The sequence below is a fragment of the Micromonospora sp. LZ37 genome, assembly GCF_059359015.1.
The window spans coordinates 127854-144998 of record NZ_JCADBL010000006.1 but is presented as its reverse complement, the minus strand read 5'-3'; the positions used below and the strand labels follow the sequence as shown (position 1 = coordinate 144998).

General features: G+C 72.6%; 14 protein-coding genes. 12 read left to right on the top strand and 2 right to left on the bottom strand.

Annotation, left to right across the window (positions count from 1 at the left end; translation table 11 throughout):
- Positions 1 to 91 precede the first annotated feature (91 nt).
- From AC5L3Z_RS14900 to AC5L3Z_RS14860, 9 genes are all read left to right on the top strand, one after another.
- A complete protein-coding gene (locus AC5L3Z_RS14900) occupies positions 92 to 433 on the top strand; it encodes a hypothetical protein (protein WP_334523336.1) in 342 nt (113 codons plus the stop codon).
- Positions 434 to 710: 277 nt separating this feature from the next.
- The gene (locus AC5L3Z_RS14895; RefSeq protein WP_494842720.1) at positions 711 to 1781 is read left to right on the top strand and encodes a BMP family lipoprotein; all 1071 of its coding nucleotides are present in this window, start codon (positions 711 to 713) and stop codon (positions 1779 to 1781) included.
- 201 nt (positions 1782 to 1982) lie between these two features.
- Complete coding sequence (locus tag AC5L3Z_RS14890; RefSeq protein WP_494842719.1) at positions 1983 to 3587, top strand: ABC transporter ATP-binding protein; 1605 nt, start codon at positions 1983 to 1985, stop codon at positions 3585 to 3587.
- A complete protein-coding gene (locus AC5L3Z_RS14885; protein WP_494842388.1) occupies positions 3584 to 4939 on the top strand; it encodes an ABC transporter permease in 1356 nt (451 codons plus the stop codon). Before AC5L3Z_RS14890 ends, AC5L3Z_RS14885 begins: the two co-directional genes overlap by 4 nt.
- A 4-nt stretch (positions 4940 to 4943) precedes the next feature.
- On the top strand, positions 4944 to 6224 hold the full coding sequence (locus tag AC5L3Z_RS14880; protein ID WP_494842386.1) for an ABC transporter permease: 1281 nt from the start codon (positions 4944 to 4946) through the stop codon (positions 6222 to 6224).
- Positions 6225 to 6403: 179 nt separating this feature from the next.
- Positions 6404 to 7306: a hypothetical protein gene (locus AC5L3Z_RS14875; protein ID WP_494842384.1), complete on the top strand. Its 903-nt coding sequence runs from the start codon at positions 6404 to 6406 to the stop codon at positions 7304 to 7306.
- 70 nt (positions 7307 to 7376) lie between these two features.
- Positions 7377 to 8084 carry a cytidine deaminase gene (locus AC5L3Z_RS14870; protein ID WP_334523343.1) on the top strand — a complete coding sequence of 236 codons (708 nt, stop codon included), beginning with the start codon at positions 7377 to 7379 and terminating at the stop codon, positions 8082 to 8084.
- 51 nt (positions 8085 to 8135) lie between these two features.
- Positions 8136 to 9416, top strand: coding sequence for a thymidine phosphorylase (locus AC5L3Z_RS14865; RefSeq protein WP_494842382.1), 1281 nt, complete (start codon positions 8136 to 8138; stop codon positions 9414 to 9416).
- 133 nt (positions 9417 to 9549) lie between these two features.
- Entirely contained in the window at positions 9550 to 10230 is a 681-nt protein-coding gene (locus AC5L3Z_RS14860; protein WP_494842381.1) for a DUF4272 domain-containing protein, read from the top strand.
- 1 nt (position 10231) lies between these two features.
- Here AC5L3Z_RS14860 and AC5L3Z_RS14855 read toward each other — a convergent pair whose 3' ends face one another.
- Positions 10232 to 11080 (bottom strand): putative RNA methyltransferase, encoded by an 849-nt coding sequence (locus AC5L3Z_RS14855; RefSeq protein ID WP_494842718.1) that lies wholly within the window; start codon positions 11078 to 11080, stop codon positions 10232 to 10234.
- A gap of 186 nt (positions 11081 to 11266) precedes the next feature.
- Here AC5L3Z_RS14855 and AC5L3Z_RS14850 point away from each other — a divergent pair, with 186 nt between their 5' ends.
- Positions 11267 to 12343, top strand: coding sequence for an adenosine deaminase (locus tag AC5L3Z_RS14850; RefSeq protein ID WP_494842380.1), 1077 nt, complete (start codon positions 11267 to 11269; stop codon positions 12341 to 12343).
- On the opposite strand, the gene AC5L3Z_RS14845 is transcribed toward AC5L3Z_RS14850, so the two are convergent.
- Positions 12344 to 12946 carry a uridine kinase family protein gene (locus AC5L3Z_RS14845; protein WP_494842379.1) on the bottom strand — a complete coding sequence of 201 codons (603 nt, stop codon included), beginning with the start codon at positions 12944 to 12946 and terminating at the stop codon, positions 12344 to 12346.
- A 192-nt stretch (positions 12947 to 13138) separates the two neighbouring features.
- Here AC5L3Z_RS14845 and AC5L3Z_RS14840 point away from each other — a divergent pair, with 192 nt between their 5' ends.
- Both AC5L3Z_RS14840 and AC5L3Z_RS14835 read left to right on the top strand, forming a co-directional pair.
- Positions 13139 to 16726 carry a sensor histidine kinase gene (locus AC5L3Z_RS14840; protein ID WP_494842377.1) on the top strand — a complete coding sequence of 1196 codons (3588 nt, stop codon included), beginning with the start codon at positions 13139 to 13141 and terminating at the stop codon, positions 16724 to 16726.
- Positions 16723 to 17127: a roadblock/LC7 domain-containing protein gene (locus AC5L3Z_RS14835; protein ID WP_013283992.1), complete on the top strand. Its 405-nt coding sequence runs from the start codon at positions 16723 to 16725 to the stop codon at positions 17125 to 17127. The genes AC5L3Z_RS14840 and AC5L3Z_RS14835 overlap by 4 nt, the downstream gene beginning before the upstream one ends.
- Positions 17128 to 17145: the final 18 nt, after the last annotated feature.

Below are 17145 nucleotides of genomic sequence, written 5' to 3'. Positions count from 1 at the left end.
CCGCCCGGGCGAGCGGCGCGGAGATCACGGAATGGGCTCACCCGGCGGGCCCCCTACTACAAACCGTCGTTGATAGGGGAGGATGGCCGGCGTGGAAGCTCTCCGGCTGGTACTTCTCTACGTCCATCTGATCGGGTTCGCGCTGCTGCTCGGCGGCGCGATCGCCCAGTACGTCAGCGGCCGGCTGCGGATCAACGCGGCCATGCTCTGGGGCTCGGTGATCGGGTTGCTGACCGGCATCGGCCTCTCCGCGCCGCTGCGTGACGGCGATGAGCCGGCACCCGCGAAACTTGTTACCAAGTTGGTGCTCGCCCTGCTGATCTTTGTCATGGTGTTCTTCTCCCGCAAGCGGGAGTCCGTCAACCGTGGGCACTTCCTCGCGCTCGTCGGGTTGACCCTGGTCAACGCCGCCGTGGCGATCTTCTGGCGGTGACGTCGGGGGCTCGCCGGGGAGACGGTGAACCGGACCTTCCCGACACCCGGTGGTTCGCCTACCAGCACTCAGAGTGATCTGCCCCACCCCAGGGTTACGCCGGGATAACAGGCGTTCAACAGTCGTGCACGATTGGCGGCCGGTGGGTGGGCGCGGGCGTACGCTCCCGTCCGTAACGTGGGAAGCCGGCAGCACAGCGCTCGTCGGTACAAGGGCATGCCACCGCACGAGGCGCGGTGTGCAGTGGGAAGGAGACGTCTTGCGCTCTGTGCGTGGGATGCGGATCGCCTCCGCCTTCGCGGTGGGTGGGCTCGTGCTGGGCGCCGCCGCGTGTGGCGAGGCTCCCGAGGACGACAACAACGCTGGCGGCACCGGTGGCAAGAAGTACAGCGCCTGCATGGTGACCGACGTCGGTGGCATCGACGACAAGTCCTTCAACACCTCCGCCTGGAAGGGCCTCCAGGAGGCGCAGAAGGCGAACAAGGACATCGACATCAAGTACGTCGCGTCCAAGGCCGAGGCGGACTACGAGGTCAACCTGACCGGGTACGTCAACCAGAAGTGCGACTTCATCCTGGCCGTCGGTGGCCTGATGCAGGACGCCACCAAGAAGATCGCCGCGGCCAACCCGAACCAGCAGTTCGGCATCGTGGACGCGAACCCGGGCGTCGGCAACGTCTACCCGATGCAGTTCGACACCGCCCAGGCCGCCTTCCAGGCCGGTTACCTGGCCGCCGGGATGAGCAAGACCGGCAAGGTCGGCACCTACGGTGGCCTGCCGATCCCGCCGGTCACCATCTTCATGGACGGCTTCGCCGACGGCGTGGCGCACTACAACAAGACCAAGAGCAAGAACGTCCAGGTGCTGGGTTGGAACAAGGAGACCCAGAAGGGTTCCTTCACCAACGACTTCCAGAAGCAGGACGAGGGCAAGAAGGTCTCCGACGCACTGGTCGCCCAGGGCGCGGACATCGTCATGCCGGTCGCCGGCGGCGCGGGCCTCGGCACCACCGGTGCGGCCAAGGCCTCCGGCGGCAAGTACTCGGTCGTCTGGGTCGACGTCGACGGCTGCGAGAGCACCCCGGACTGCTCGGCGCTGCTGACCACCGTGGTGAAGAACATCCCGGACGCCGTCAAGGACGCCGTGCTCAAGGCCGCCGGTGGCGAGAAGCTCCAGGCCACCCCGGGCTTCGTCGGCAACCTGGCCAACAACGGCGTCTCGATCGCCCCGTACCACGAGTTCGAGAGCAAGGTCCCGGCCGACCTCAAGGCCGAGGTCGAGAAGCTCAAGGCGGACATCGCCGCCGGCACCATCACGGTCACCTCGAAGGCCCAGCCGACCAAGTGACCAACCGCCCCGGCGCCACGGTGAGACCATTCACGGGGGCCGGCGGGCACCAGGCATGACGATCGGCCGCCTCGGCGTACGTGGGGACAACCCGCGACCGCCGGGGCGGCCGATCCGCTCCATCCCCCAGGCCGGCCGTGTCGGGCGGCCGGGCCCACCGGCAGCTACGCTGCACCATCGCTCGCACTCCAGGAGGTTGCGCTGAGACTCGAACTGCGCGGCATCACCAAGCGGTTCGGTGATCTGGTCGCCAACGATCACATCGACCTGACGGTGGAGCCTGGAGAGATCCACGCCCTGCTCGGCGAGAACGGTGCCGGCAAGTCGACCCTGATGAACGTGCTCTACGGGCTCTACCAGCCCGACGAGGGCGAGATCCTGGTCGACGACAAGCCGCTGAAGCTGAAGGGCCCGTCGGACGCGATCGCGGCCGGGATCGGCATGGTGCACCAACACTTCATGCTGGTGCCGGTCTTCACGGTCGCCGAGAACATCATGCTCGGTGCGGAGCAGGTCAAGGGGGGCCTGGCCGGCTTCCTCGACCGTCGCCGCGCCCGCCGCGAGGTGACCGAGGTCTCCGAGCGGTACAACCTCCGGGTCGACCCGGACGCGGTGATCGAGGACCTGCCGGTCGGCATCCAGCAGCGGGTGGAGATCGTCAAGGCGCTCACCCGCGACGTCGACCTGCTGATCCTGGACGAGCCGACCGCCGTGCTCACCCCGCAGGAGACCGAGGAACTGCTCACGGTCATGCGGGCGCTGAAGGCCGCCGGCAAGTCGATTGTCTTCATCACCCACAAGCTCGGCGAGGTCAAGGCCATCGCCGACCGGATCACCGTGATCCGGCGCGGGAAGACCGTCGGCACCGCCTCGCCGACCGCGAGCCGGGACGAGCTGGCGGCCCTGATGGTGGGCCGCAGTGTCCGGCTCACCGTCGACAAGCAGCCGGCCACCCCGGGCCGGCCGATGCTGGAGGTCAGTGGCCTGGTCGTCGACGACGACCGGCAGGTCCGGGCGGTCGACGGCGTCGACCTGACCGTGCACGCCGGCGAGGTGCTCGGCGTCGCTGGTGTGCAGGGCAACGGCCAGACCGAGCTGATCGAGGCGATCATGGGCCTGCGCCCCGCGCTCGCCGGCAGCATCAGCCTCGACGGCGACCAGATCCACGGCTGGTCCACCAAGAAGGTGCTCCGCGCCGGGGTCGGCTACGTCCCCGAGGACCGCAGCGTCGACGGCCTGGTCAAGGAGTTCTCCGTCGCCGAGAACCTGGTCCTCGACATCTACGACCGGCCGCCCTTCGGCAAGGGTCTGTCGCTCAAGCCGGACGCGATCGCGAAGTCGGCGAAGGAGCGGATCGAGCAGTTCGACGTGCGTACCCCGTCGGCCGACGCGGCGGTGGGCACCCTCTCCGGCGGCAACCAGCAGAAGGTGATCGTGGCCCGGGAGCTCTCCCGGCCGCTGAAGCTCTTCATCGCCGCCCAGCCGACCCGCGGCGTCGACGTCGGCTCGATCGAGTTCATCCACAGCCGGGTCATCCGGGAGCGGGACGTCGGCACCGCCGTCATGGTCGTCTCCAGCGAACTGGACGAGGTGCTCGGCCTGGCCGACCGGATCGCGGTGATGTACCGCGGTCGGATCATCGGCATCGTCGGCCCGGACACCCCCCGCGAGGAGATCGGCCTGCTGATGGCCGGCATCACCCCCGACGCCGCCGAAGGCGCAGCGACCCCAGGTGCCACCGCGGCGCCCGGCGACGGCCCGGCGGCTGCGGCCCCCGAGGGCCCTGGTAGCGAGGACGAGGCATGAGCAACCCCAACCCCGGGTCGGGCTCCCCGGAAAAGGAGCCGGCGACCAAGGCGCAGGAGGCGCGGAGCGAGGCACGGGCGAACCCGACCGTGCCGGCCGGCGACAGCGGGCGCGCGGTGCCCGCCACCGCGACGACGCGCCCGGCGGCCGAGCCCCGGCCGTCGCTCGGCCGGCTCTTCCTGGACAACCTCTGGGCCGCCAACACGGTCACCGTGACGGTGCTCGCGCTGCTGCTGGCGATGGTGATCGGCGCGATCCTGATCATCGTGTCCGACCCGGAGGTGCTGGCCACCTACAGCTACATCACCGCGCGGCCGGCCGACGCGATCAACGCCAGCTGGGCGGTGGTCAGCGAGGCGTACGCGAACCTGTTCAAGGGCGCGGTCTTCGACCCCGAGGCCGTCGGTTTCACCGCGGCGCTCAGCCCGATCTCGGAGACGCTCACGTACACCGCGCCGCTGGTCTTCACCGGCCTGTCGGTGGCGCTGGCCTTCCGGGGCGGCCTGTTCAACATCGGCGCCCAGGGCCAGGCGACCATGGGCGTCATCCTGGCCGCGGTCGCCGGCTTCGCCCTGCCGCTGCCGCCGGCGCTGCACCTGCTCGTCGCGCTGCTCGCCGGTGCGATCGGCGGTGCCATCTGGGGCTTCATCCCGGGCATCCTCAAGGCGCGCACCGGCGCCCACGAGGTGATCAACACGATCATGCTCAACTACATCGCGGTCTACTTCCTGTCCTGGATCATCATCCAGAACGGGGTGCAGAACCCGGGCCGCGCCGACGCGATCAGCAAGCCCGTCGACGCCTCGGCGCAGCTGCCCCGGCTGCTCGGCGCCGACCTGCGGGTGCACGGCGGCATTCTGCTCGCCGTACTGGCCACCTGGTTCGTCGCCTGGCTGCTCAACCGCTCCACGCTCGGCTTCGAGCTGCGCGCGGTGGGCGCCAACCCGGACGCCGCGCGGACCGCCGGCATCAGCGTCACCCGGACGTACGTGCTGATCATGGTGATCGCCGGTCTGCTCGCCGGGCTCGGCGGCGCCAACCAGGTGCTCGGCACGACCGCGGACGCGCTCACCCCGCAGGTGGTCGCGCAGATCGGCTTCGACGGCATCCTGGTGGCCCTGCTCGGCCGGGTGAAGCCGTGGGGCGTGCTGCTGGCGGCGCTGCTCTTCGGCGCGCTCCAGGCCGGCGGCAACCGGATGCAGTCGTACGCGGGGATCTCGCTGGAGCTGGTCACCGTGCTCCAGGCGCTGATCGTCATCTTCATCGCCGCACCGGCCCTGGTGAAGGCGATCTTCCAGCTCCGGGCCGCCCGTGCCGCCCGGTTGCAGACGAGCCTGGCGAAGGGCTGGTAAGGCAATGTCCACCACCGCTGTCCCCGACGTCGCCGTGGCCACGGTCGACGAGGGATTCTGGACGCGCAACCGCAAGATCGGCGCGGTCCTGCTGGCGCTGGGCGTGCTCGCCACCGTGCTCTTCGGGGCGCTCGCCACCGGCCAGCAGGCCCGGTTCACCCTCAGCGAGACCGAGGGCGGCGCGGCGCTGGAGATCAACGGCACGGTCGGCGCGATCCTGTTCGGCGTCATCGCCGCCGCGGCCGGGGGCGCCCTGCTGGCGGGCGTGCCGAAGCGCTGGTTCACCCTGGTGCTCGGCGTGGGCCTGGTCGGCTTCGTGCTGAGCTTCCTCTGCTGGCAGGTCTCCGCCGCCCCCGAGGGGCGCAACTTCATGCCGCTGGTCAACGTCGTCCGCGGCACCTTCATCCTCGCCCTGCCGCTGATCTTCGGGGCCCTGGCCGGCGTGCTCTGCGAGCGCTCCGGCGTGGTCAACGTGGCGATCGAGGGGCAGTTGCTGATGGGCGCCTTCAGCGGCGCGCTCTTCGGCAGCATCTTCAACAGCGTCTGGGTGGGGCTGGTCGCCGCCGCGATCGGCGGCGCGTTCATCTCGCTGCTGCTGGCGGTCTTCGCGATCCGCTACCTGGTCGACCAGGTGGTCATGGGCATCGTGCTGAACCTGCTGGCGGTCGGCGTCACCGGCTTCCTCTACGAGCGGCTGATGCAGACCAACGCCGAGAACTACAACAGCGCGCCCCGGTTCTCCAACTGGGAGATCCCGCTGCTCAAGGACATCCCGTTGATCGGGCCGGCGCTGTTCCGCGGCAACATCTTCCTCTACCTCGGCCTGCTGCTGGTGCTGGTGCTCCACATCGCGCTCTTCCGTACCCGGTGGGGCCTGCGGACCCGCTCGGTCGGCGAGCACCCGACCGCGGCGGACACCCTCGGCGTGAAGGTGCTGCGGCTGCGCTACCGCAACGTGCTGCTGGCCGGGGTGGTCGCCGGCATCGGTGGCGCCTCCTACACCCTGGCGCTCTACACCTTCACCAAGAACATGATCGGCGGTAAGGGCTTCATCGCCCTGGCCGCGCTGATCTTCGGCCGGTGGAGCCCGACCGGCGCGCTGCTGGCGGCGCTCTTCTTCGGCTTCGCCGACCAGCTCGCCACCTACCTCGGCGCGATCGGCAGCAGCATCCCGAGCCAGTTCCTGGCGATGCTGCCGTACCTGGCGACGATCCTGGCGGTGGCCGGGCTGGTCGGCCGGGTCCGGGCGCCGGCGGCGGACGGCAAGCCGTACATCAAGGGCTGAGCCCTGAGCTGACCCGTGGCCGGTGGGGATCCCCCACCGGCCACGGTCGTTCCGCGGTCCGTGACGGTTCGATGATCCCCTGACGACGGGGTCGCAGTTGCTGTACGACTACCGCTGGTAGCTAGCCTGGGGGGCCCGGCCGCGCCGCGGCCGGGCCCCCGTTCCCCCGGGAGCCGTCGATGGAGCTCTTCGCAGGGATGGCCCGCGCCGCCGTACCGGGTGCGATGGGGGCCGGCATCCTCACCGCGGTCTGGCACGAGCAGGTCCCTTTCACGGCCACCTGCCGGTCCGACACGATCGGCGCCTGCCTCGGTTACGGCTATCCGGCCCTGGTCGTCGGGCCGTTGGTGGTCACCGCCGTGGTGTGGCTGGTCCTGCGGGCGGCGGGCGTCGAGCGACCACTGCCGGCTGCCCTGCTCGGCGCACTGGTCACCGGCGGCGGGATCCTGCTCGACCAGGCCACCCGGGTGCCCTCCGGACCGTCGCCGGTGTGGCTGGCGGTGCTGCTCGCCGTGATCGGCTTCGCCGCCGGCGTCTCCGTCATGACGATTCCTCTTCCGCTCGTCGCCCGGGGCGGGCTGGCCCTGCTGCTGCTCCTGCCGTGGGCCGCGGCGCCCCGACTGCGGCAGGACACCCGGCAGGACGAGCTGCGTGACGGCTTCGCCCGGGTGGGTCTGCCGCTCGTCGTGCCGGAGGTGGAGGGCTACCAGGTGTCCGCCGCCCGGGCCCTCGTCGGCCGCCGGATCCTCTCCGTGACGACGCAGCGGGGGGCGGGCCGGATCTCCATTCTCGTCGTCCCGTTGCCGGCCGACTTCGCCCCGCCGGGGCGCTGCGGTCCGGCCCGGGCCGACCTCGCCCTGACCGAGGGCGGCCGGGTGCCGTCCGCGCCGCCGCCCTGCCGGGCGGCCGGCACGGACCACTGGGTGCGTACCGAGGGGGAGGAGGTGCACCTCGTCCGGCGGAGCGGCGCGCTCGTGCTGCTCAGCCCCGGCGGGGAGGTGCCCGCCGCCGACGTCGCCACCGCCGCGACCCGGCTGACCGAGGTGAGCCCCGCCCGACTGGCGGAGCTGGCCGTCCGCTGAGGCGCGTCTCCCTCCGGGGGCTTTGCCCCCTGCCCGCGTCCGACCTGGGTGCATTGGGCAGAATGATGGGATGACCGAGATCGACTGGGAGCGGCTGCGGGCCGCCGCCACCGAGGTGATGCGGCACGCCTACGTGCCCTACTCGAAGTTCCCGGTCGGCGCCGCCGCGCTGGTCGACGACGGCCGGGTCGTGGTCGGCTGCAACGTGGAGAACGCCGCCTACGGCGTCACCCTCTGCGCCGAGTGCGGCGTGGTCTCCTCGCTGCACGCCACCGGCGGCGGCCGGCTGGTCGCCATGTCGTGCGTCGACGCCACCGGTGAACCGCTGATGCCGTGCGGACGCTGCCGGCAGCTGCTCTGGGAGAACGGTGGCCCGGAGTGCCTGGTCGAGGCGAAGGGCGGACCGCTGCGGATGGCGGAGCTGCTGCCGCACGCCTTCGACGTGGCCGACATCGAGGCCGTGGTCGCGCAGGCCCCGGTGCCGGTGGTGCCGGACCGCCTCGCCGCCTGGCGGGGCCGCGGCACCGTCTTCGTGCATCCCGACCTCTCCGCCGGCCGGCAGGTGTGGACGGCGTACTGGGAGCGGTCGGCCGGGGACGACGCGGGCGCCGAGACCGGGGTGCTGGAGGAGGGCCCGAGCTGGGGCGACTCGGCCGAGGCGATCGCCTGGGGCCACGCGCGGACGCCCCGGGTGGTGGTGGTCGACGCCACCGGCACCATCTTCTGGGCCGGTGAGGGCGAGCCGCCGATGGAGATCCCGGCCCGCTGGCAGGGCTGAGCCCTCCGGGATCAGCGGATCAGCTTCACCACGAGACAGAGGAACTCGACGATGAGTGCGTTCACGGCGGTCGACGTCATCCGGACCAAGCGGGACGGGGGTGCGCTGAGCGACGCCCAGATCGACTGGGTGGTCGACGCGTACACCCGGGGGCTGGTCGCCGACGAGCAGATGTCGGCGCTGGCCATGGCGATCCTGCTGCGCGGGATGACCGCGCCGGAGATCGCCCGGTGGACCGCCGCGATGATCGCCAGCGGTGAGCGGCTGGACCTCTCCCCGGTCACCCGGCCGACCGTCGACAAGCACTCGACCGGCGGCGTCGGTGACAAGATCACTCTGCCGCTCACCCCGTTGGTGGCCGCCTGCGGGGGCGCGGTTCCGCAGCTCTCCGGGCGCGGCCTCGGCCACACCGGCGGCACCCTGGACAAGCTGGAGTCGATCCCCGGCTGGCGGGCCGCGCTGAGCAACGACGAGTTCATCTCGCAGCTGCGCGAGGTGGGCGCGGTGATCTGCGCGGCGGGCGCGGGGCTGGCCCCGGCCGACCGCAAGCTGTACGCGCTGCGCGACGTCACCGGCACCGTCGAGGCGATCCCGCTGATCGCCAGCTCGATCATGAGCAAGAAGATCGCCGAGGGGACCGGCGCGCTGGTGCTGGACGTCAAGGTCGGCTCCGGGGCCTTCATGAAGTCCGTCGACCACGCCCGTGAGCTGGCCCGGACGATGGTGGAGCTGGGCGGCGCGCACGGCGTGCGGACCGTGGCCCTGCTCACCGACATGTCCACCCCTCTCGGCCTGACCGTCGGCAACGCGGTCGAGGTGACCGAGTCGGTGGAGGTGCTGGCCGGCGGCGGTCCCGCCGACGTGGTGGAGCTGACCCTGGCGCTGGCCCGGGAGATGCTCGACGCGGCCGGGCTGCCCGACGCCGATCCCGCCGCCGCGCTGCGCGACGGGCGGGCCATGGACTCCTGGCGCACCATGATCCGGGCCCAGGGCGGCGACCCGGACGCCCCGATGCCGACCGCCAACGAGGTGGAGGTGGTCCGCGCCGACGAGGACGGCTTCGTCTCCTCGATCGACGCGTACGCCATCGGGGTGGCCGCCTGGCGGCTCGGCGCCGGACGGGCCCGCAAGGAGGACCCGGTCAGCGTCCCCGCCGGTGTGGTGCTGCACAAGCGTCCCGGTGACCCGGTGCGGGCCGGCGACCCCCTCTTCGAGCTGCGCGCCGACGAGGCGACCCGGATCCCGGCGGCGCGGGCCGAGGCCGAGCGGGCGGTCCGGATCGCGCCGACCGCGCCCGCGGTGGCGCCGCTGGTCATCGAGCGGATCGGCTGAACGGGCGACCGTCGGCGGCCGGTCGGGCCGGGGCGGCGGGGTGGCATGGTGCCGGGGCCCGGGGAGGACTATCCTGCCTGCCCAGGGGGACAGACCGGCGTCGTGACGCCGTGAGCAGACAGGGACTTCAGCCGTGCGTGTACCCGCCCCCGACCCTCGGGAAGTCCGTGAGGCGAGCCTGGAGGAGCTGGACCGGCTCGGCCTGCCGTTGCCGCCCGTCCAGTTCCCGCTCGTCTGGGAGCCCGGCGACGAGATCGAGCTGCGTCCCACCGGCGAGATCGAGGCCCGCATCGCGGTGCTGCACCTGATCCTGGCGCGCTGTTTCGGGATGCCGCCGCAGGCGGGCATGAGCTGGCTGCTCGGCTCGCACCTGGTCGACATGGTCACCCCGCCCGAGTGGCAGTTCGTGATGGGCGGCAAGGGCGACCACCGCTCGTTCGTGCTGCACCACGACGCGCTCTTCTCGTTGTGCTGGGTGCTGGGGCTGACCAAGCTGCTCGACCCGACGGTGCCGGTGGACGAGCGGCTGGTGGAGCGGCTGCCGCACATCGCCGCGGGGGAGACCTTCGGCCAGTGGCGGTCCCGGATCCTGACCGCGCCGCAGCACCCCGCCGACGCGGCGGCCCTGCTCGACCTGCACTACTGCCTGGACTGGGCGTACCTGGAGGTGGAGCGGGCCGGCCGGCGACTGCCCGGGCTGGTGGACGCCAACGCCATCGGGCAGCGGCGCTGGGCGCTGGAGTGGGCGGTGATGCTGCGCGGGCCGTACCACGACGAGCCGCCGGGTTGGGAAGAGGTCGACCTCTCCACCTGAGTCAGCGGGGTCGCCAGACGGTGAGCCGTACCGACGCGGTCACGCCGATCGGGGCGGGTAGCGCGGCGATCCGCGCGGTGAGCCGTCCGGGATCGGTGTGCCAGGCGCTCGGGCCCATCCCGACCAGGGTGGCCACCTCGTCGTGGGTGAGCCGCAGCCGGGCGGTGTGCTCGGTGGCGCGCTCCTGGGTGAAGTGCCCGGCCAGGTTCTCCGCGACCCGGTCCGCCTTGTCCGGGTCGACCCGCAGCAGGTCGAGCGCGTCGACCAGTTCGGCCAGGTGCCCGCCGGTGGGGGTGACCACGAGCAGGACCCCGGCCGGGTGCAGCACCCGGCGGAACTCCGCGCCGTTGCGCGGGGCGAAGACGTCGAGCAGCACCGCGGTCGAGGCGTCGGCCAGCGGGAGCCGCTGCCAGGTGTCGGCCAGCGCCGCGGTCGCCCTGGGATGGGCCCGGGCGGCGCGGCGCAGCGCCGGTTTGGAGACGTCCAGGGCCAGGCCGACGGCGTCGGGCAGCGCCGCCAGCACCGCCGCGAGGTGCCGGCCGGTCCCCGCGCCGGCCTCCACCACCAACGGGTACGCCCCGACGCCGGCCCCCGCCGTCGCCACCGCCGTCGCGGCGGCCCGGGCCAGGGCGGCGGAGATGACGTCGTAGTGGCCGGCGGCGAGGAAGTCGGCCCGGGCGGCCACCATCTCGGCGGTGTCGCCGACGTGCGGGGCGCGTCCGGTGAGCAGGTTGACGTAGCCCTGGCGGGCGACGTCGAAGCTGTGCCGGCGCGGGCAGCGCAGGGCGCGGGTGTCGGTGGCGGCGGCCAGGGGCTCGGTGCAGACCGGGCAGCGCAGCCGGGCCAGCACCGCCGGGTGTGCCGCCCCCGTGGGCTGGTCGGACGGGTGTGCGGCGGTCACCAGGGCAGCGTACGTGAGCCGGCCGGGTGGCCCGGCGGGCTCCGGCGGGCCGATCGGTGCGGCCGGCGTCCGGTGCGGGCGCCGGGCCGCCGTGTCCGTTCCCGGGGCCGGCCGCCCGCTGACTAGGGTCTGAACATGGTCGCTATCCGATACGAGGACATCGTCAAGGTCCCGAAGGCGTTGCTGCACGATCATCTCGACGGCGGCCTGCGGCCGGCGACGGTCGTCGAACTCGCCGCCGAGGTGGGCCACGAACTGCCCACCACCGACCCCGAGGCGCTGGGCCGCTGGTTCGTCGAGGCGGCCGACTCCGGTTCGCTGGAGCGCTACCTGGAGACCTTCGCGCACACCGTCGCGGTGATGCAGACTGCGTCCGCGCTGCGCCGGGTGGCCCGGGAGTGCGCGCTCGACCTGGCCGCCGACGGCGTGGTCTACGCCGAGGTCCGGTTCGCTCCCGAGCAGCACCTGGAGCAGAACCTCACCCTGGACGAGGTGGTGGCGGCGGTGGTCGCCGGGTTCGCCGAGGGCAGCGCGGAGGCCGCCGACGCCGGTACGCCGATCCGGGTCGGCACGCTGCTCACCGCGATGCGACACGCCGCCCGGTCGCAGGAGATCGCCGAGCTGGCCGTCCGGCACCGGGACGCCGGGGTGGTGGGCTTCGACATCGCCGGCGCGGAGGCGGGTTTCCCGCCCACCCGCCACCTGGACGCCTTCGAGTACCTCCAGCGGGAGAACTTCCACTTCACCATCCACGCCGGGGAGGCGTTCGGGCTGCCCTCGATCTGGCAGGCCATCCAGTGGTGCGGTGCCGACCGGCTCGGCCACGGGGTGCGGATCGTGGACGACATCACCCCCGGAGCGGAGCCGGTGCTCGGCCGGCTCGCCGCGTACGTCCGGGACAAGCGGATCCCGCTGGAGCTCTGCCCGTCGTCGAACGTGCAGACGGGCGCGGCGGCGTCGATCGGGGAGCACCCGATCGGCCTGCTGCGCGACCTCCGCTTCCGGGTGACGGTGAACACCGACAACCGGCTGATGAGCGGCACCTCGATGTCCCGGGAGATGGCGCTGCTGGTGGACGCCTTCGGCTACGGCTGGAAGGAGCTCCAGTGGTTCACCATCAACGCGATGAAGAGCGCCTTCATCCCGTTCGACGAGCGGCTGAGGATCATCGACGAGGTGATCAAGCCGGCGTACGCGAAGTTGCCGGCCTGATCACGGGTGCGGGTGGCCGGCGACCAGGCCGGCCACCCGCCGCAGGATCTCCCTGGCCCGGGCCGCCTCGGCGCCGAGGCCGGTCTGCCGGCGGAGCACCGCGGGTTCGGCGCGCAGCAGCGCCACGCCGCGCTTCAGCAGGACCGCCGGCGCCTTGCGCTGTTCGGCCAGGTCGCGGGTGAGCCGGCGGACGAAGGTCGTGCCGCGCGGCCGGCGCAGCGCGTACGCCCCGGCGAGCAGTCCGCGGCGACGACACTCCTCGACGATCTCCGCGGCGAAGATCCCTTCGGCGACGAAAAGTGGCGATCCGGCGAGGTGAAATGGCCGGGTGGCCACCCTCCGATCGGCACCGATCGCATAAACCGGCACATCGGCCTTGCCCTCGCTGGCCAGTCGGGCAATCGTTTCGACGGCCGTTCCTGCGTCCCAGGACTCTGGTGAATCCCAGTCCACCAGGCCGTTCCGGCGCGGCAACGTAGGGTCATCGCCGTCCTTGTAGAAGTCGTCCAGGCATAGCACGGGAAGTCCGGTTCGCTGGGCAATGTACGACTTTCCGGACCCCGAGGGGCCGGCAAGCAGGACGACACGGTGGCGGTATTCCATTACGTTGGGTCACTCCGGCCAGACGGATTGCTATCAAATTGCATCAACATCTCATCACACCCTCGGCGACCGCCAACCTGGGCTTTCTCTTTCAGGAACGGCGTGATGGAATCTCGGGGGTCCGACCCGCCGGGTCGGTCGCTGGGCGTTGCCCGGGGCAACGCGGGGCGCGGTAATCACGAGGGCGGTGACGTGAGCAAACGGCCAACGACGGCGGGCTCCTTCCTGTCGCGTCTGCGTCGGCCGGCCAGCCGACTGCGCGACATGCCGATCTGGTCCAAGCTCGGGCTGATCATGATCGTGCCGACCATCGCCACGGTCGTGGTGGGCACCAGCGGGCTGGTCACCAACCTGCAGACCCTGAGTGACGCCAACCGCGCCGGCGACCTGGCCAACCTGATCAGCTACTCCGGTGACCTGGTCAACAGCCTGCAGGACGAGCGCACCGCCGCCGTGCTGCTGCTCGGCTCCCAGAAGGGGCAGGCCGCGGCGCAGTACCAGGAGGCGTACAACCGGGTCAACGCCCGGGTCGACCAGTCCAAGGCGCCGTACTCGCAGCAGCGGACCGAGCTCGACGACCTGCCGGCCAGCTTCGAGTCGCTGCTGGACCGGATCGACGAGGAGCTGAAGGACCTGCCCGCCACCCGGAGCCAGGTCTACAACGGCAAGCTCACCCTCACCGACGCCGTCGGGTCGTACCAGGGCCTGATCAACCAGCTGGTCAGCGTCCGTGACTCGGCCACCCAGCTGGCCGGCAACAACGACCTCTCCGACCGGATGCGCGCCGCCGCCGCCGTCGCCCGCACCAAGGAGTTCCTGTCGCTGCGCCGGGTCACGGTGCACCGGGTGCTCATCCAGAAGGCGTACCTCCCGCCGCTGCGCAAGGACTACATCGCCAGCCTCACCGGCCAGCAGCTCGCGCTCCAGACCTTCCAGTCCGTCGCCAGCCGGTCCGAGCGGGAGTTCCACGACCAGACCGTCGCCGGCTCCGACCTGCGTCAGGCCGAGACCTACAGCAGCTTCATCGACGGCCGGGACACCGAGAGCATCGCCAACGTCCCGTTCGGCGCGGACCAGTGGGACGCGGCCATGATCGCCAACGCCCAGCTGATCCGCACCGTCGAGGTACGGCTCGACCGCGACGTGGTCGCGCAGGCCGACGTCCTGCGCACCGACGTGCAGCGCACGGTGTTCCTGCAGACCGGCCTGCTGCTCAGCATGCTGCTGCTGGCCATCCTCTTCGCGTACCTGGTCGCCCGGTCGATGGCCCGGTCGCTGCGCGACCTGCGCCAGGGCGCCCTCTCCATCGCCCAGTACGGCCTGCCCCAGGCGGTGGCCCGGCTGCGCGACCCGCAGGTCAGCGGGCAGCTCTCCCCGACCCAGCTGGCCAACCAGATCGCCGAGCCGCTGCCGGTGCGCAGCAAGGACGAGTTCGGCCAGGTGACCGAGGCGTTCAACGCCGTCCACCTGGAGGCCGTCCGCACCGCCGCCGAGCAGGCCGCGCTGCGCTCCTCCGTCGCGACGATGTTCGTCAACCTCGCCCGCCGCTCGCAGATCCTGGTCGACCGGCTGATCGGCCACCTCGACCGGCTGGAGCGGGGCGAGGAGGACCCGGACCGTCTCGCCGAGCTGTTCCAGCTCGACCACCTGGCCACCCGGATGCGCCGCAACGACGAGAACCTGCTGGTCCTCGCCGGCGCGGACTCCACCCGCGTGCAGCGTGAGCCCGCGGCCCTGATCGACGTGCTGCGCGCCGCGCAGTCCGAGGTCGAGCACTACACCCGGATCGAGTTCGGGATCATCGACCGGGACATCGAGGTCGCCGCGCACGCGGTCAACGACCTGGTGCACCTCGTCGCCGAGCTCTTCGACAACGCCACCGCGTTCTCCCCGCCGGACTCCCAGGTCATGGTCGAGGCGCGTCGGGTCGGCGACCGGGCCTCGCTCTACGTCGAGGACCGCGGCATCGGCATCAGCGGCGAGCAGCTGGCCGACCTCAACGAGCGCCTCGCCACGCCGCCCCAGGTGGACGTGGCCGTCTCCCGGATGATGGGTCTGGTCGTGGTCGCCCGGCTGGCGTCCCGGCACGGCGTCAAGGTCGAGCTGCGTCCCGGCACCGACCGGGGCACCGTGGCCGAGGTCGTCCTGCCCACCTCCGTGCTGGTGCCCCGCGCGCTCTCCGGCCGCGGCCCGCAGCCGCCCGCGCTGCCGGCGTCCGCGTCCGGCCCCCACTCCACCGGCCCGGCTCCGGTCTTCGGGGCGCTGCCCGCGCTCGGCAACGTCCCGGCGCCGACCCAGCGCTCGGTCGAGTCGGGCAACCAGGTCACCCTCGGTGGCCGGCCCTTCGATCCGGCCCCGGTCAACGGCTCGGGCGCCCCGGCCGCCGGAGCGGCCCGCTCCATGCCGGCCTGGTCCGACCTGACCGGCGCCAGCGGCGCCAACGGCGGTGACGGCTTCGCGCCGCGCATCAACGGACAGTCGATCGACCCGCTGCCGCAGCGCCAGGGGGCCGACGGCGACCCGGACGCCACCGGGCAGCAGCCGGTCATCCCGAGGCAGCTGCCGAGCAGCCCCGAGGCGCGCCCGTACAGCGCCCCGCCCGTCCCGCCGGTCTCCGCCCCGCCGCTGCCACCGGTCTCCGGCGCCCCGGTCTCCGGGATGCCGGTGTCGAGTCAGCCGTACTCCGGTCAGCCCTACTCCGGCCAGCCGTACTCGGCTCCGCCCGCGTCGGGTCAGCCCTACTCGGCTCCGCCCGCGTCCGGCCAGCCCTACTCCGCGCCGCCCGCGTCGGCTCAGCCGTACTCCGCGCCGCCCGCCTCCGGGCTGCCGTCGCGGCCGACCACGTCGGGCGCCGGTGCGCCGCCGGCCTGGCCGCCGGTCGCCGCTGGTGACCGGGAGGCGGCGACCCCGCCGGTTCCCGAGCGGCTCGCCGCCGCCCTGGACATGACCACCGAGATGCCGCGCGTCGCGCGGCCCGCGGGGGCCGAGCCCGCCCCGCAGGCACCGACCACGGCCACCCCGGCGGCGGGTCGGCAGCCGGCCGTGCCGCAGCAGGCCCGGCCGCCGCAGGCCGCGCCGGCCGAGCGGCCGCAGACGCCGCAGCAGGCGGCCAACCGGCAGCGGTACGCGGACGAGACGATGGAGCTGCCGATATTCCGGGAGCTCGAGTCGGCCTGGTTCCGTACCCGTCGACCCGGTCCCGAGGAGGCGGCCGGCGCCAAGCCGGCGGCCAACGGGACCGCGACCCGGCCGACGCCCCCTGCCGACGCCGCCGCCCGCGCTGGCCAGCACACCGCACCAGGGACGACAGGTAACGCACCGATGGCAGACACTCCGACGGCCGGAGGAGCGCCCCGGGACAACGGGTCGACGGCGAACGGGGGCAGCCGTCCCGGGCTCGCCGACGCCCTGCCGGGCCGCCGGCCCGCGCAGCAGGGCGCCGGCTGGCAGACCGCCGCCGACGACGGCTGGCGGGCCGCCGTGGCGGCCTCCGAGGTGCCCGTGGCGGCGACGACCGAGACCGGTCTGCCCAAGCGGACGCCGATGGCGCAGCTCGTGCCCGGCGCCGTGGAGAAGCCCACCACGCCGGTGCAGCGGCGCACGCCCGAGGCCGTCCGTGGCCTGCTCTCCGCCTACCATCGGGGCGTGCAGCGCGGCCGCACCAGCCACCCCTCGGACAGCAACCCCACCAGCCCGGAGGCGACTCCGGGAGGGCAGCAATCCTCGCAGTCTGGCGCAGGCCCGGCCGCCGGGAGCGGGCAGAAGGAGCAAGAAGGATGACAACTACGCAGGATCTCGGTTGGCTGCTGGCGAACTTCGCCGACCGGGTGCCCGGTGTCGCGCACGCGGTCGCCGTCTCGGCGGACGGGCTGCTCCTCGCGTCGTCGCGGGACCTGCCGCGGGACCGTGCCGACCAGCTGGCCGCGATCGCGTCCGGACTGGTCAGCCTGACCCAGGGTGCCGCCCGTTGCTTCGAGGGTGGCGCGGTGCTGCAGACCGTGGTCGAGATGGACAACGGCTTCCTGTTCCTGATGTCCATCTCGGACGGCTCCTCGTTCGCCGTGCTGGCCGCCCGCAGCTGCGACGTCGGTCAGGTCGGCTACGAGATGGCCCTGCTGGTCGACCGGGTGGGTGACGCGCTGACTCCGCAGCCGCGTACGGCTGTCGGGATGATGGGCTGACCGCTGACCACGGGTCGG

Coding starts and splice junctions, on each gene's coding strand:
- AC5L3Z_RS14895 (WP_494842720.1), top strand. CDS start 711: ATGCGGATCGCCTCCGCCTTCGCGGTGGGTGGGCTCGTGCTGGGCGCC.
- AC5L3Z_RS14885 (WP_494842388.1), top strand. CDS start 3,584: ATGAGCAACCCCAACCCCGGGTCGGGCTCCCCGGAAAAGGAGCCGGCG.
- AC5L3Z_RS14880 (WP_494842386.1), top strand. CDS start 4,944: ATGTCCACCACCGCTGTCCCCGACGTCGCCGTGGCCACGGTCGACGAG.
- AC5L3Z_RS14875 (WP_494842384.1), top strand. CDS start 6,404: ATGGAGCTCTTCGCAGGGATGGCCCGCGCCGCCGTACCGGGTGCGATG.
- AC5L3Z_RS14870 (WP_334523343.1), top strand. CDS start 7,377: ATGACCGAGATCGACTGGGAGCGGCTGCGGGCCGCCGCCACCGAGGTG.
- AC5L3Z_RS14865 (WP_494842382.1), top strand. CDS start 8,136: ATGAGTGCGTTCACGGCGGTCGACGTCATCCGGACCAAGCGGGACGGG.
- AC5L3Z_RS14850 (WP_494842380.1), top strand. CDS start 11,267: ATGGTCGCTATCCGATACGAGGACATCGTCAAGGTCCCGAAGGCGTTG.
- AC5L3Z_RS14845 (WP_494842379.1), bottom strand. CDS start 12,946: ATGGAATACCGCCACCGTGTCGTCCTGCTTGCCGGCCCCTCGGGGTCC.
- AC5L3Z_RS14835 (WP_013283992.1), top strand. CDS start 16,723: ATGACAACTACGCAGGATCTCGGTTGGCTGCTGGCGAACTTCGCCGAC.